Raw genomic sequence first — 16,336 nt, 5'->3', positions numbered from 1 at the left:
ACACAATAACAGTGCGGGATGGAGCAGTTGGTAGCTCGTTGGGCTCATAACCCAAAGGTCACAGGTTCGAGTCCTGTTCCCGCTACCAAAAGAGAAGCCTGATTCAGAAATGAGTCAGGCTTTTTTGTTTTTGTTTAAGCCTTCAACTTTATCCCATGTTACCACAAGTCAAACCGCGGATTGCTCATTTTAAAACTTCTGAAGTCCTCTGCGCAGCAAAACAATATCCAGTTATACTTTAAGTATTGTTTCACAATTTAGATCGGCATCGTCTTTTCTAGCACCCTTCGCATAACACTGGTTCATAGTAAATTATTATGTGTTGCTGACTGTATATTAATTGCTTTTTAGTAATATTAGCCATGCTATATACTTAAAGCCAGCCACTATACATTGTATGAATCAAACTTTACCCAAAGCCATACTTTTATTGCTTTCAAAGCTACTTTTACTGCAGGCTTACCCATTATTCGCGCAAACCTGCCCGATTGCTGCTATACAAAACAACCAGGTAAACTCTGCTCAAACCATTTGCGAAGGTCAGGTTCCGGCAATATTTTCAGGTACAGTACCAACTGGCGGTAATGGCTTTTACAGTTATCAGTGGGAACGTAGCAGTGTGGGTGCGAATGAAGGTTTCGTGCCTGTTCAAGGTGCTACAAATCAAAACTATCAATCTGGGGCCTTAACACAAACTGCTTGGTTTCGGCGTGTTGTAACAAGTGATTGCCAGCAAAGTATAAGCAATGCTGTTAAAGTAGAAGTTCAGGCTGTACCTGTAAAGCCTGCTGATGGTGGTGTTACGATACCCTATGGGAGTTCTGCCACTCTACAGGTAATATCTCCCGATCCCACACTAGCTTACCGTTGGTTTAACGCAAGCACAGGCGGCAGCCCAATTGCAACAGGGGTTACTTATTACACCCCACAGCTGGTGAGCAGCAGAACGTATTATGTTGAAGCCATGAGTTCTTTGGGTTGCATAAGCTCCAGAGCTGCATATACTGTTACAGTGAATACTGCTGTGGGAAACAACTCTATCGGAACAAGCCATACGATATGTGCCGGAGAAAGGGTGGCTACGTTAGTAGGTTCACAGCCAACGGGAGGTGGCGGTAATTATACTTACCAATGGGAGCAAAGCGTAGATGGCGTAAACTTTACGGGGATAGAAGGTGCAGCCTCAAAAGATTATGAGCCTGGTGAGCTACAACATACGAAATGGTTCAGAAGAAAAGTTAGTGCCGCTTCATCAGAAAGCTCTTACAGTAATGTTGTGCTCATAACCGTGGCGGTTTTACCAGGATTGCCGGAAGTAGATGTATTACATGTTTGCAGTGGATACAGTGCTAAACTAAGTATAAAGCACCCTGAGTCAGGGTTAACTTATCGCTGGTACTTTGCAGGAGGACCCAACTATGTGTTCAAAGAGGGTGTTTCTATTTACACTGACCCTGTTGTGCAGGATACAGCGTATTTTGTTGAAGCAGTAAACGGAGCAGGGTGCGCAGGGCCACGGAAAATGGTTATGCTTCGGGTTCAGGAGGAATTTTCTGAAAACAATATAGGGGAGCCCCAGACGATTTGTGCGGGTATGGTTCCTGCCCAGTTGGGAGGGCTGGCACCAAAAGGAGGTGAACTGGTACTGTACGAGTATGACTGGGAATACAGTACGGATGGCGTTAATTATAATCCAGTGCCAAACCTCGATAAAAAAGGCAGTAAATTTTTTCAGCCGGCAGCACTTACCCAGACCACATGGTTCAGGAGGCTCGTTGTGTCTGAGTTTTGCTCTCCAAGTATAAGTGAGCCTGTTAAAATTACGGTGCTGCCAGCCCCGGCAAAACCAAGTATAAACCAGGGAGCCACAACACTAACCTCAAGTATAGCAGGTGTGGCTTATACATGGGTTAAAGATGGTGTCGAGCTTAACAAAACAGCCTCCCAAAGCATTACTATCGAGGAAACAGGAACCTATAAGGTGCGTGTGCAGAATGATCAGGGGTGCTTCTCAGATTTTTCAGAGGAAGTATATGCAACACCACAACCAAATGCTATAACGTCCGACCTTACAAATATGGGTATTTTGCTTGCTCCTAACCCAAGCTCAGGTAAGGTTATCTTGCAAACGCGGCAACCCTTGCACAACTTAAGGGTAACGGTTTATACTTTGGCTGGTAGAGAGGTGCATAAGCAGGCAACTAGTGTGGTAAATTCACATTTTAGCATAGACCTGACTCACCTCAATAACGGAGTGTATGTCCTTTTCCTGGAAATTGATAAGAGGCAGTTTTTGCAACGAATCGCAATTATAAAGTAGCTCTGTAGATTGCCTCTTTTAAAGAATTTATAACACAAGTTGTAGAATATTGAGATAATAACAATAATATAATGCCTGCGCATATTCTGTAAGTGGTGGAATCAATTACTTTTGCCTCACAATCAACCCATTCCATCCTTAATATGAAGAGAATTCTACGCATTGTACTGGCATTGCTGCTGGTAGTGCAATACGCGCATGCGCAAACCGCACCTCCATCCAACCTGTCTGGCGACGAGTTAAAAACCTGGCTTCGTACCAACTGGTACGACGGGAAGCGTGTGGTGCTGGATTACAGTACAGCCCGCGGAAAGATGTACAACTACATCGACAACTACAATAACATGGTAACCTGTGTATATTCGGGTTATCAGGAAAGCAAACCTTACAGCGAAACCGGCATTTCAACAGATGTAGGTATCATTAACTGTGAGCACACAGTGCCGCAATCGTGGTTTGATGAGGCTGTAAGAATGCGCTCAGACATACACCACCTTTTCCCGACACATACCACCTGGAACAGTGACCGTGGAAGCGATCCCTTTGCTGAGATACCAGACAACCAAACTACAAAATGGATCAGAGGCGCCTCTTCTCAGACTAGTATACCAACCTCCAATATTGATGAGTACAGTGAGGACACCAATACCCATTTTGAGCCACGCGAAGACCACAAGGGTAACCTGGCCAGGGCTATCTTCTACTTTTATACCATGCACGCCGGGCAAACCTTTGATGCAGGCAAAGGAGTTTTATCGGCGGTGGCAGATCCGAATACACTGTACCAGTGGCACCTGCAGGACCCTGTAGACGCAAGAGAGCGGGAGCGTAACAACCGTATTGAGGTAGCACAGGGCAACAGGAACCCATACATCGATTATCCGGAGCTGGTAGCCAAAGCCTGGGGGTTTGTGTGCGAGGCCAATACGCCGGTTTCTAACCTGGTGATAAATAACCTTGCTTCAACTTCTTTCAACCTGAGCTGGACTAATGGCAATGGCAGCAACCGCTTAGTTGTAATAAAAGAAGGCAGCCAGGTAACTTTAAATCCATCTGGCACTTACACAGGGGTTAACAGCAACTACAGCCTGGCTACCGACCAGGGCAACGGACACCGGATTGTATACAACGGCAGCGGCTCAAGCGTAAGCGTTTCAGGTTTAGCAGCCAACAAAACATACTATCTGCAGGTATTCGAGTTTTGCTCCTCCACAGAAAGCTATGTGCTAACTAACGCACCGACAGCCACGATAACCACGCCAGACTATACATGCAGTGGTACACCAGCAATACCATCAGCGGTAACGGTAACCGGCATCACCCAAACAAGTTTTATACTTAACTGGACAAATGGCACCGGTGACGGCAGGCTGGTTGTGCTGCGCAAAGCATCGGGAGTAACGTTTCTGCCTGCCGATGGGAATGATTATGCAGGCGCTAATGCAAATTATACGTTGGCTTCAGCGTTGCCTGATGGCAGCAGGCTGGTTTACAATGGCAACGGAAACAGCGTAACCATAACTGGTCTGGAGGCTGGCAGTTTATACTATGTGCAATTGTTTGAAAGCTGTTCTAATGGGTATAAGTATGCCACCAATAATGCCCCGACTCAAAGTGCTACCACTACCGCTGCAACCACAACTCCGCCTGTATCCAATGGTAACCTGATTACGCTTCAGGACTTTAATGGAACGGCTACAGACGGGTGGGCAGTTACTTCCGGCTTTAGCAAATCGTCAGTAAACACAGGTTACCCTAGTGGCCAGCGTCTGCGCAGCGGATCAAGCCATCAGGTTAACTCCACTACGAGCACCCTTGAGTTTGCCTCTGTGGATGTTACCGGTAAGACGGGTGTTTATGTGGAGCTGTATAATTCTTCAGTGTCTGTATCCACTGGCAACGGGATAGAGAACGGAGACCTGCTTGAAGTATATGTGGCCCTTAATGGTGCTGCCTTTTCCGCAACGCCGGATGTAAGAATCACTGGTGACCAGACTGATAATAATGTGAGGTATGGCATGAACGGAACGGCTGTGTTAACTACGATGGCCGGCTCGCCAATCACCAAAACATTTATCAAGGCAAACAACGAAATCGGTGATATTGCGCTTGATAAAGCCCCTTCCAGAATTCAGGTAAACATCCCGGACGGCACGTCATCGGTAAAGCTTAAACTGTTGCTCAAGAATAACTCTTCAAACGAAGTATGGAATGTGGATGATGTTGGGCTTTATGGTGCCACTGCAACAGCACTGTCCGCACCAGCCGCAACTATGGGTATAACCATGTATCCAAACCCGGTGAGCGATATGATGGTCTTGCACACACAGCATACTTTAAAGCAGGCTCAGGTTATATTCGTTAACATGTTAGGCCAGGTTGTGTACAGCAAGGATCTGGGCAATTTCACTGGTCAGAAGGCCCTGGATGTGGCTCATTTGCCTGCAGGTGTATACATGGTTCACGTCAAAGCCGATAAACTACAGGCTGTGCAAAGACTGGTTGTGACGAAGTAAGTTATAGCGTCCTTAGCACAGCATTACAGGCCCCGCAGCTTCGGTTGCGGGGCCTGTTGTTTTTAGTGGTATCGCAGTGTTGTCTGCACACACAATTTGCATGTAATTAATGCGTTAAAAGTATAGCAACGGGCAAAAACTAAAGCCTGGTTGTAACCTTTTTAAGGTTTTAGCACTAGAGGTTAAGGGTGATTGTGCGCCTGCCTCTGATTCTCTTCCAGTGGGCACACCCTCCCCGACATCTTCTGTTGGCTAAAGCTGACTTTATAAGCTAGTTTGGCCGGCCTTGAATCTGAATATATATAGTTATCGTAATGTAAAATAGGCTGATGAAGCTTTGGATTCACCCTATAATCACTATTAAATGCATCTTCTGCTGAAGCAATTATACACTACTTTCCTGATACTGTGCCTGATCTTGTTATCTACCACCATCGTAAGTGCACAGGGAGGAGGTTCTCCTTGTAGCGCTACCATTACGGCAAGCAGCGGCAATGTGCTGTGCCAGGGCGAAACCGTTGAGCTAAGGGCCAACACAGGCGCTAACATAACCGGCTACCAATGGATACGCGACGGGGCAGACATACCCGGGGCAACCGGTAGCACCTATACTGCAAGTATAGCTGGCAAGTATACAGTGCGCATTACGGGTTCCAATTGCCAGACAAATACCTCCAACGAGATCGAGGTGATTGTAAACCCTAACCCGCCAAACCCTAACTTCCTGGTAAGCCCGACCGGGCAGCAATGTGCCGGCACCGAGCTCACCTTCTCGGTTAATGCGCCGCAACCGGATGTCGTGTATACCTGGATTTTTGGAGATGGCAGCACAGCACGAGGTGCCAACGTAACCCACACCTACGCATCGCAAGGCGTAGGAACAGTGCCATTTGTAACGAAGGTGTTTGCAACCAGCCAGACAGGCTGTGAGTCGGACACGGTGCGCCAGACCATAACAGTGCGCAGCCTGCCAGAGGTGGATTTCTCGGAAAAAGAGGACTTCCAGGTTTGTTTGCCAGACTCCGTTGCCGATGATGACATTGAGGTATTCGCTGAAATCACAAACGAAACAGTTGACCCATTCCTGACAGATATCAGAACATACTTCGTGGATTGGGGGAACGGAGAACAGCAGCAGTACCGCCGCGGCGACTTCCCGATAAAAAACCCCACAGCCTATGATTCGGTGGGGGTGTTCCCGATAACGATAAGAGCCGTGGCCGGCAATGGCTGCGAAGTGATCTTCAAAAAAGACTTTGTAGTGAGCAAGGAGCCTAGGGCAAACTTCTCGGCCAATGACAAAAAGCGGGTGGATGAAAACCAGCAGCCTCCCTGTGTGCCCGTACTGATCGCTCCTGCCGATAGTTCTTCCGGAGGCGGCCTTTCATATAAGTGGGCCATACAGCCCGACCAGGGATTTGAACTGGAGTCGGGCACGCTTACTTCTAAAGACCCGGTTTTTAAGTTTACAAAATCTGGTGTCTATAACATAGAGTTGGTGGTTACAAATGGCTGTGGCAGCGACACTACATCACAGTCTGTGGTGGTGGGTTGGCCGCAGGTGCAGTTGCCTGCCAGCGTCACCGAGTGCGGCCCTACAACTATCGATTATAGCAGCAGGGGTGCCGGAGGCGGAGGCGGTTTTCCGGGTGGCGGCGGAACAGGCGGTTTGTTCATAGACAAGAACCTGGGCGAGCAGGTAACGGTTACCATCACCATTACTGGCCCAACCAGTGTTACCCGTACTTTCAACTCCGATACTTTTGACTTTAAGTATGATTTTACCACACCCGGCAGGTATACAGTGGCTGTAGAGGCTGTGAACGAGTGCGGCAGCTCGGATGATATATACAGTAGCCAGGGAGGGCAAAGCGCTCCCACACAGGAGGTAGTTATACTTCAGCAGCCCGCGGCGCCATCAATCCAGCCTCCGAAAACAGCTTGTGCCGGCGATATCGTTACTTTAACGCCAACCAGTCCGGGGCCGATTTACGTGTGGTTCGATTCCAATGACCCGAATGCCACGCCTATTGCCACTGGTCCATCTTTCTCTACTCCTTCGCTTACTGCCGATATCACATTTTATGTAGCGGCAGTAGATACGGCAAACTCCGTGATCTGTATTGGACCCAAAACAGCCATACCGCTTAAGGTGGTGCCGGCAGTTGCTAATAACACCATAGACGGTGACCCGGTGCGCAACACCTGCAAAGGCGAAACCCCGCCGGCCCTGACCGGAACCATACCTACCGGCGGGGACACCAGCACGCCATACTTATACACCTGGCAGATAAGCACCACAAATGCCAACAGCGGCTTCGCGGCTGCGCCAGGAATAAATAATACGCCAAACTATACCCCTACGCAGCCTATTACCACAACCACCTGGTTCAGGAGGTTGGTGATATCGGGTAGCTGTTCCGCCGATACCAGTAATGTAGTGGAGATAGTGGCCGTTGACCCTGTTCCTGCTTCTGCCAACACGATCAGCGCCTCGCAACAGATTTGTGCCAACGAGACTCCTGCCCCGCTGATAGGCACAAGGCCTACAGGTGGTGGTGGGGCGCCTTATACTTTCCTGTGGGAGGTAAGCACGCAAAGCGCTACAACAGGCTTTGCCGCAGCGCCAGGGGTAAACAACGGTGAGAACTATACTCCGGCCAACCTGACGCAGGATACCTGGTTCAGGCGCAAGGTTACATCAGGAGGGTGTACCAGCACCTCCGAGGCAATCAAAATCACTGTGTTGCCAACCCTTGCCAATAATACTATTTCCGCAGACCAGCAGGTGTGCAGGGGCACTGCTCCGGCGCCACTTACAGGGTCGGCGCCTACAGGTGGCTCAGGCAGCTATACTTACTTGTGGCAGAGTAGCGTAACAAGCGCAACGGCAGGTTTTGCACCTGCTGCAGGCAACAACAGCAATCAAAGCTATACTCCTGGCCCGATCACTAGAACTACCTGGTTCAGGCGGGTTGTAACATCTGCCGCGTGTGCCGGCGACACCAGTGCTGTGGTAGCCATTACTATTAATCCTGGCGTTGCCAACAATACTATTTCTGCTGATCAGACGGTTTGTGCAGGTACGCAGCCACAGCAACTCACGGGCAGCAACCCGACAGGCGGTTCTGGTAGTTATACTTACCTGTGGCAGAGCAGCACGATCAGTGCCACAACAGGGTTTGTAAACGCGGCAGGTAATAACACAGGCCAGAACTATACACCGGCAGCGATTAACCAAAACACCTGGTTCAGGCGATTGGCCACCTCTGCCGGGTGCTCCGATACATCTGCCGTAGTAATGATCACCATTAAACCGGTGCCTGCAGCGCCAAAGCTAACAGTGCGCGATGCGACGGCCTGTGTCGGAGAGTCTGCCACCTTATCTATTGCCAACGCAAACGGTGAAACATATGAGTGGTATGACGTGGCAACAGGTGGTTCGCCAATATTTATAGGCCCGGTCTTCCAGACACCGAACCTTACCCAGTCTGTGATGTATTTTGTGCAGGCAGTCAGTCAGGGGGGATGTGCCAGCACTACCCGGACCACGGCGTCTGTAAAAGTAGTTACGCCAGAGGCCAACGCCGGCGAAGACGTAACCATTATACAAGGCAGAACGGTGGAATTGCGTGCATCCGGGGGGGTAACCTATCAGTGGGAGCCGGCAGAGGGGCTTAGCAGCGCCACTGTCTCAAACCCTGTGGCCAGCCCGGACAAGACCACAACCTATACCGTTACCGTTACCACTGCTGAAGGCTGCGTAGATACAGATGAGGTTACAGTGGAGGTAATTCCGGCCCTTACAATACCTAACGCTTTTACCCCTAACCGGGATGGCGTAAATGAGATATGGGAGATAGGCAACATTGAAAACTATCCGGATGCACGGGTTGAGATCTTTAACCGCTGGGGCAATCTCATATTCACGTCCAATGGCTATGGCACACCTTGGGATGGCACTTACAAAGGAGAGGACCTGCCAGTAGCCACCTATTATTACATGATTTACCTGGACAGGCTGGAGAAACCCATCTCGGGCCACGTTACCATCATTCGCTAAAAATGAACAGATACCTACTGAATATACTTGCCCTGCTGTTGCTTGCAGTTGTACTGCAGGTGCAGGCGCAGCAACGCCCGCAATACAGCCAATACATGCTCAACAACTACCTGCTTAACCCAGCCATTACAGGCATAGAGGACTACGCAGACATAAAAGTGAGCCACAGGCGGCAGTGGGTTGGATTGGATGGTGCCCCGGTTACGACTTACCTAACGGCACATACACCGCTCAACAAAGGGACAGCCAGCACAAAGTACCACAGGGCACTGGCGCATCATGGTGTGGGCGTTGCGTTTCATACAGATAAGACAGGCCCTCTGCGCCGAACAGGTTTAACAGGTTCCTATGCCTATCATCTGCCATTAACTAACTCGATCAATGTTTCGGCTGGTGCCGCCGTAGGTGTTATCCGGAACAGCGTAAACGCAAGCGACCTGGAATTTACTAACCCTAACGACCCTTTAGTAAGCGGAGGTAGCTTTAATAACAACGTGGTGGATCTGAACCTGGGGCTTTGGCTGTATTCTAAGAATTTCTCAGTGGGTGTTGCCGGGGCGCAGCTGCTGGAAGATGTTGGAAGCTTTAGGCAGGAAGGTAATAACAATCCAAGCCTGGATCTGCAGCGGCATTATTTTGTAACAGGTGCCTACAGGTTATCACCAACCGAGAAAATCGATGTAATACCTTCTGTCATGCTCAAGCTGGCCAATCCAAGTCCGGCCTCTGTGGATGCAAATGTTCGCGTGATTTATGGGCAGCAGTTTTGGGCAGGGGCCTCCTACCGTCACGAAGATGCATTAGTAGCTATGGTGGGTGTATACGTTAACCCTCTGATCGACATTTCCTACTCCTATGACGCCACTTTATCTAATTTAAACCGCGTAAGCGCAGGTACACATGAAGTAGTAGTTGGCTTTAAATTATTAAATACCAGACGAATCATTTGTCCGCAATGGATATGGTAATATACGGATAATTAAATTTTAATTTAGCGAAGGAGCTTATACTTGTTTAATGTTTAAATACTAACTCAAGCTTCTTTGTCATTTCAAATAAAACAAAAACCCTCCTCCCATTCGCTACAGCAATATTTATTGCTTCTCTTAATTGTTGTGAATTATTTGTAACTGATTAATAGAGTATTACCTTTGTAGATGAGTCGGCAAAGGTTTGCTTGAATAGTACAATTTTTTAACTATTTAATATTGATTTGGGGTAACAGTTAATAAATTGTATTGACCTTATATGAAGGGTTATTCATGCGTAAAACAATGTATTCTAAACAATTAAATTTTATTTTTCTGATATAATTTGGATTGTACAAAAAAAAATTAAAATTTAGAAGAACAAACAGACACCGACGCATAATTTTAAGGTTTTACTAATTTTTTAGTGAATTTTTCTTGAGCGATTGCACCATTTTATTTTTAAAGTGGTTGTGCTCGGAAACCAGGTGGCTAATTTAGTGCAAGGGGGAGTGCTGCATTAGCTGTATAGAGTTTATTTAAATAAGGTCTTTATAGCAAACTTTTACAAAACATCTTAATGAGAAGCTTATTATGGAAAGTTATACTACTTGTAGTATACCTTTGCGCTCCATCTCTTCTTGCTTCTGCTCAGCAGATCCCTTCACTCGGATCAGCTTACAACTATAATGCGCTGGCTGAAAAAAAGGTAAGCAGCACGGGAAATACCGTTGTTAATGCAAACCTGGGAGTCGCCAATGGCACCATAACAGGTTTTCCGCCGGCTATATCCGTTCGCCCACCCGAGATAAACACCAATGCTGCGAAGCAGGCCTTGCTGGATGCCAAGCTTGCCTATAACAATGCACTTATACTTCCCGGAGAGCTTATTGAATCTAACCGTAACCTGGGTAGCCTTACCTATGGCCCCGGAGTTTACAAAATTGACAACGATGCTGTTTTTTCGGGCAATGTGGTGCTGAGCGATGGCGGCAAGTCGAAGCCCACTTATATTTTCCATATTGCGGGCAACCTCACCATATCCAACAATGCCGTTCTCGACTATGCTAACAAGGCCGCCACAAGCAACATCCTGTGGGTAGTTGAAGGAGACCTGGCTGTTGGTAAAAACGCTGTGCTGGAAGGTACCTTTCTTGCAAAAGGAAAAGTAACGCTTAGTGATGGCGTGCGCCTGCAGGGGCGTGTAATATCGCTTGAGAACGAGATGTTCCTGAGTCAGGCTATCCTGAACACCCCTTCCGATCTGATGATCGAGATCTCGATGAGCCCCAGTGTAACCGGAACAGAAGCTTATCAGCACAACGAAGAAGTACAAATCTATTTCAAGATAACTAACAAAGGCCCGGCCGATGAACTAAACGCCTTTGTCAGGACCATAGCCTTTATAGGCGATCTGCTTAGCTATACTACCAGCAGGCCCGGAACCATTTTTACACCGGAAACCGGTGAATGGAAGATCGGAAAGATTGCGTTTAAGGAATCAGTAACGCTTACGTTGCGGGTAAAACTCAATAAGTCTGGTTTTGGCTTTGCGCGTGCCGTGGTAGAGGGCGACAATATTGACGAGGATTTGATGAATAACTCGACGATCATCAACTATTGCGTGCTCTTATCCGAAACAAGCAATATTGCGGGACCCTCAGAAGTATGTCGCAACGGTACCTATACCTATAGCATCGCACCGGTAGCAGGGGCTTCTAAGTTTATCTGGAGCGTGCCTGCAGGGTGGCAATTTACACAGCTTAGCTCAACAAGTGTAAGTGTAAAGCCGGGGCAACAGTCAGGGCAGATCACAGTCAAGGCCAGTAATATCTGTGGCGAAGGTCCGGCGCAGGTGCTTTTCGTTACCATTTTGCCAGATCCTCCGGTTAAGCCCGGGCCTATAAGCGGTAATAACGATGTGTGCGTTGGTGCAGAAGGTCTAAAGTATAAAATTGATCCGGTGCAGGACGCTACCAGCTATACCTGGTCGTTGCCGGACGGATGGACGATCATGGCAGGCCAGGGTACCACGGAGGTAACGGTGAAAGCCGGCCCGACCAGTGGCCCTGTATCTGTAATAGCAACAAACAAATGCGGAGCCAGCGAGGCACAAACATTTCAGGTGAAGGTAACAACCGAAGTGCCGGTGATAAATGTATCGATACGGGGTGTAGACAATAGCTGCGTGGGCAGCAACGCCACCTTCGAGATAGATGCCACACCAGGCGCTACCGGCTATGTATGGACGGTGCCATCCGACTGGATCATCAAATCAGGCCAGAACACGAACAGCATCACGGTAACGGTTGGTAAATCAGCTGGAAGTATAACAGTAAAAGCCTCTAACGCCTGTGGTTTAAGTACAGCCCAGACGATGACGGTAACTCCTACCTTCTCTCCTACCGATGCACCAGGCCCGATAATGGGGGAACTCAACTCCTGTGCTAATGACAAAGGACTGGTTTATTCCATTGAGCCAGTTGCTGGGGCAACCAGTTATTTATGGACAGTGCCATCTGGCTGGGTTATAACGGCTGGTCAGGGCACTACAAGTATAACCGTTAATGCAAGCACCAGCGGCGGTCAGATTACTGCCAGAGCCGTAAACGTGTGCGGACCAAGCGGGGCAAGTATAAAAACGGTGCAGCCCACGCAAGGACCTCCGGCAATGCCAGGGGCAATCAGTGGCAAGCAGTATGGCTGCGCCAAAAGCACGGCAACTTATACTATAGCTAGTGTTTCAGGAGCAACGTCCTATACCTGGACAGTCCCGACTGGCTGGACAATTTTATCCGGACAGGGTACTACAACCATTACAGTAACTGTTGGCTCTGAAAAAGGTAAGATCTCGGTAAGAGGCAGCAATGTATGTGGGGTGGGTGCTGTAAGAGAACTGGATGTAACCCCACAAACCACAGTGCCAGGCCCAATTACCACGCTTACTGGTCCGGCGGAGGTGTGCCAGGGTATGCCAGGTTTCGAGTATAGTGTAACCCCTCTGGAGGGAGTGACAGAATACATATGGGCTGTGCCGGCCGGTTGGGTGATCAACTCAGGTCAGAATACAAACAAAATAAGCGTAACCCCAAGCGGCACAGAGGGTAAGGTAACTATCAAAGCAGTTAACGATTGTGGGGTTAGTGCCGAGGCAAGTATAAATGTAAAAGTAGTGCCATCGCCACCTGCTAAGCCAGAAGCGATCTCCGGATTTGTATCAGTTTGTAATAACCAGAAAAACCTGGTTTACACGATTGCACCGGTACCAACTGCCTCCTCATACATCTGGACTATTAACAATGGCTGGACTATCGTTTCGGGACAGGGCACTACAAGTATAACCGTTAATGCCGGATCTGTGGGAGCTACTATCTCGGTAAGGGCCGTAAATGTTTGCGGCGTTACCAGCGAAACCCAGCTGACCACCGTTGTAACCACTGCTCCTCCTGCCAAGCCAGGCGCCATTACAGGTGCCGCTGTGCCTTGCGTGGGTAAAGAGTATACTTTTAGCATCGCAGATGTTCCTACAGCCTTAAGTTATACCTGGTCTGTGCCAACAGGGTGGCAGGTTGTTTCTCAGAGCGGCACTTCTATTACCGTTATTGCGGGAACTACCCCAGGAAATATTATGGTAACTGCCACAAATAATTGTGGTACAGGCGAGGCACAGACCCTGGCCGTGAAGCCTACAACAGAAGGGCCTAGCGGCTTAACGATCGTGCAAGGCGGGCCAGATGTTTGCACCAATAGCACAGCCACATTTAAAGTTGACCCTGCCGTAAACGTTAGCACTTATGTTTGGGCGGTACCAGCCGGCTGGACAATCCAGTCAGGTCAGGGTACTACGGAAATCACTGTAAAAGCGAACTCAACTGCCGGAACTGTTTCCCTTACTGCCAGAAACGATTGTGGCAACACCACGGTAAGCAAGCAGGTAACCATCTCAACCACCAAACCAAATGCACCTGGGCCTATTTCGACTACAGGTGCTGTTTGTGTGGGAGCGTCCTCTATTTTCTCGATAGCACCAGTATCAGGGGCAACATCTTACGCATGGGAAGTGCCTGCTGGCTGGACGATAGTATCCGGGCAGGGCACTACAAGTATACAGGTGCAGACAGGCAGCAACGCCGGCAATATAAAGGTATTTGCAGTAAATGCCTGCGGAAACAGCAGCACGGCCAGCACACTGGATGTAGCTCCACTGCAAACCAACCTGGCTAAACCGGCAAGTATAAACGGGCCTGCAGCCAACTTCTGCCAGAACCAAACGGGTATAAAGTATAGTATTAGTCCTATCGCAGGTGCAACCACCTATAACTGGACGGTACCGGCTGGCTGGACAATCACATCAGGGCAGGGCACTACGGAGATAACTGTAACGGCAGGTGCAACAACCGGCGAAGTAACAGTGGCGGCTGGCAACCCGTGCGGCAATGGCACAGCCCAAACACTTACGGTTAAACCAAATACGGTACCGGCGCAGCCTGCTGCAATTGTTGGCTCAGCTGACCCATGCAACGGCTCTACAATGGAATACAGCGTGCCAGCCGTAGCAGGTTTGGGGTATACCTGGACGGTGCCAACCGGCTGGACCATCACATCAGGCCAGGGTACAAATAAGATCACAGTAAAAGCTACCACAACTGCCGGAACTGTAAGGGTGGTGGCCACTAATACTTGTGGCGCCAGCACGGCATCTCAGTTACAGGTAAAACCGGTAAGTAGTCCTCCTTCTGCGCCTGGCATGATCAGGGGTGTTACGAGTGCGTGTTCCGGACGAACGGTTAGCTATTCGGTTGATGCCGCTGCCGGAGCATCATCTTATCAGTGGAGCTTTCCAGGTGATTGGGTGGTAGTTTCTGGTCAGGGAACAACAAATGTAACTGTTGTGGTAGGTAAGCAATCTGGAGCGATTTCAATAGTAGCTAAAAACGGTTGCGGAACCAGCTTAACCTCAACCATGAACGTGACAGTACAGATCCTGACTCCTCCGACTACGATCCTGGACAGAAGCGCCCCATGTTCAGGGTTGGTGTATGAAGTTGAGCCAGTAGCAGGTGCCAAGACTTACACCTGGACGGTACCGGCCGGCTGGACAATTACCAGTGGACAGGGCACTACGAAGATAACAGTAACTGCCGGCGAAGGCAAAGGAAACATAGCGGTAACAGTAGATAACGGTACCTGTGTCAGTGAGCCAGTGAGCATACCTGCCGACAAAGACCTGGCAAGCACCGACCTGGTTTTCCCGAATGTGTTCTCGCCAAACAACGATGGCAACAACGATACCTGGGTGGTTAAAAACCTGAACAAGTATGCCGATAATGATCTGACCATCATCAACCGATGGGGCAACGAGGTATACAAAGCCAAGTCTTACCAAAACAACTGGACCGGCGATGGCCTGAGCGAAGGCACCTACTACTACATTGTGCGTGCCACCATGTGCGACGGTAAGGACAAAGTATTTAAGGGTTACGTGATGATTGTAAGGTAAATGCTTATGAAAACAAATCTACTGAACAAACTTTTACTCGTGCTCTTCGCCTTAGGCGCACATGCGGTAACGGCCCAGCAGGCACCACAGTACACGCAGTATATCTTTAATGAGCTGGTAATTAACCCTGCCTATGCTGGTAGTAAAGGCATCCTAAACATTAACGCCACCTACCGCAGCCAGTGGACAGGGTTAGAGGGTGCCCCAACCACGCAGACGCTGAGTGTGGACGGGCCCACAAAGAAGTCTAACATAGGCTGGGCAGGCTACCTGGTGAACGATAGGCTGGGTGCCCAGAGCAAAATAGGGGCTTACGGCAACATGTCGGTAAGAATTAACCTGGACCGCTATACGAAGCTGGCTTTTGGGGCATCGGTTGGGGTGGCACAGTATACTTTGGATGGGACCATGCTGAACTCAGGCAGCCAAACACCGGATGTAGCCATTCCGGAGGGGCGGGAGTCGAAGGTGTTGCCGGATGCAAAGGTGGGTATATTCTTTAACACCGAGCGTTTCTTTGCGGGCCTGACTGCTGCCAACCTGGTACCTTACAACAGCGAGAAACTGATCGTAACTAACCCACGCAGGCATTATTTTCTCTCAACGGGTTATATGTTCGACCTTGGAAACGACATGCGCCTGAAGCCAAGTATACTTTTGAAAGAGGATTTCCATAGCCCGACCAACGTGGACCTGAACACCTTCCTGCTTTTAAGCGACAGGTTTTGGGTGGGAGGCTCATACCGCACCTCTTTGCCGATGTTCACGAACCTGGAAATGAAGCAACTCTCGAAGCGCAATGCGGCGGCGGCACTGGTGCAGGTGTATGTAACACCCAGAATGCGCGTGGGCTACTCCTACGACATGAGCCTGAACGAAATGAACAACTACTCCAGCCACGAAGTATCGTTGGGTTACTCTTTCTTTAAAATGCATGGAGGACGTATCTTAACGCCTCGAAACCTATAA

6 protein-coding genes and 1 tRNA gene are annotated in these 16,336 nt (G+C 49.0%); all 7 read left to right on the top strand.

Translation table 11 applies throughout. The annotated features are described in order from the left end of the window. Nucleotides 1-12 precede the first annotated feature (12 nt). The 7 genes from AC4BAP_RS00665 (at nucleotide 13) to AC4BAP_RS00635 (ending at nucleotide 16,336) form a co-directional block, all read left to right on the top strand. Nucleotides 13-88 (top strand) — tRNA-Met (locus AC4BAP_RS00665). Nucleotides 89-397: 309 nt separating this feature from the next. Continuing rightward, nucleotides 398-2,320 carry a DUF8696 domain-containing protein gene (locus AC4BAP_RS00660; RefSeq protein WP_490580680.1) on the top strand — a complete coding sequence of 641 codons (1,923 nt, stop codon included), beginning with the start codon at nucleotides 398-400 and terminating at the stop codon, nucleotides 2,318-2,320. A gap of 143 nt (nucleotides 2,321-2,463) precedes the next feature. Further along, nucleotides 2,464-4,836: an endonuclease gene (locus tag AC4BAP_RS00655; protein ID WP_490580679.1), complete on the top strand. Its 2,373-nt coding sequence runs from the start codon at nucleotides 2,464-2,466 to the stop codon at nucleotides 4,834-4,836. 364 nt (nucleotides 4,837-5,200) lie between these two features. Beyond that, nucleotides 5,201-8,899, top strand: a complete 3,699-nt coding sequence (locus AC4BAP_RS00650; protein WP_490580678.1) for a DUF8696 domain-containing protein — start codon at nucleotides 5,201-5,203, stop codon at nucleotides 8,897-8,899. Nucleotides 8,900-8,901: 2 nt separating this feature from the next. Further along, nucleotides 8,902-9,867, top strand: coding sequence for a PorP/SprF family type IX secretion system membrane protein (locus AC4BAP_RS00645; protein WP_490580677.1), 966 nt, complete (start codon nucleotides 8,902-8,904; stop codon nucleotides 9,865-9,867). Between the two features lie 580 nt (nucleotides 9,868-10,447). Continuing rightward, nucleotides 10,448-15,367, top strand: a complete 4,920-nt coding sequence (locus AC4BAP_RS00640; protein ID WP_490580676.1) for an ice-binding family protein — start codon at nucleotides 10,448-10,450, stop codon at nucleotides 15,365-15,367. 6 nt (nucleotides 15,368-15,373) lie between these two features. After that, nucleotides 15,374-16,336, top strand: coding sequence for a PorP/SprF family type IX secretion system membrane protein (locus tag AC4BAP_RS00635; protein ID WP_490580675.1), 963 nt, complete (start codon nucleotides 15,374-15,376; stop codon nucleotides 16,334-16,336).

Source organism: Pontibacter sp. GD7 (genome assembly GCF_058216375.1).
Note: the sequence above shows the minus strand (reverse complement) of the source record. Positions and strands in the feature narration are given on the sequence as shown.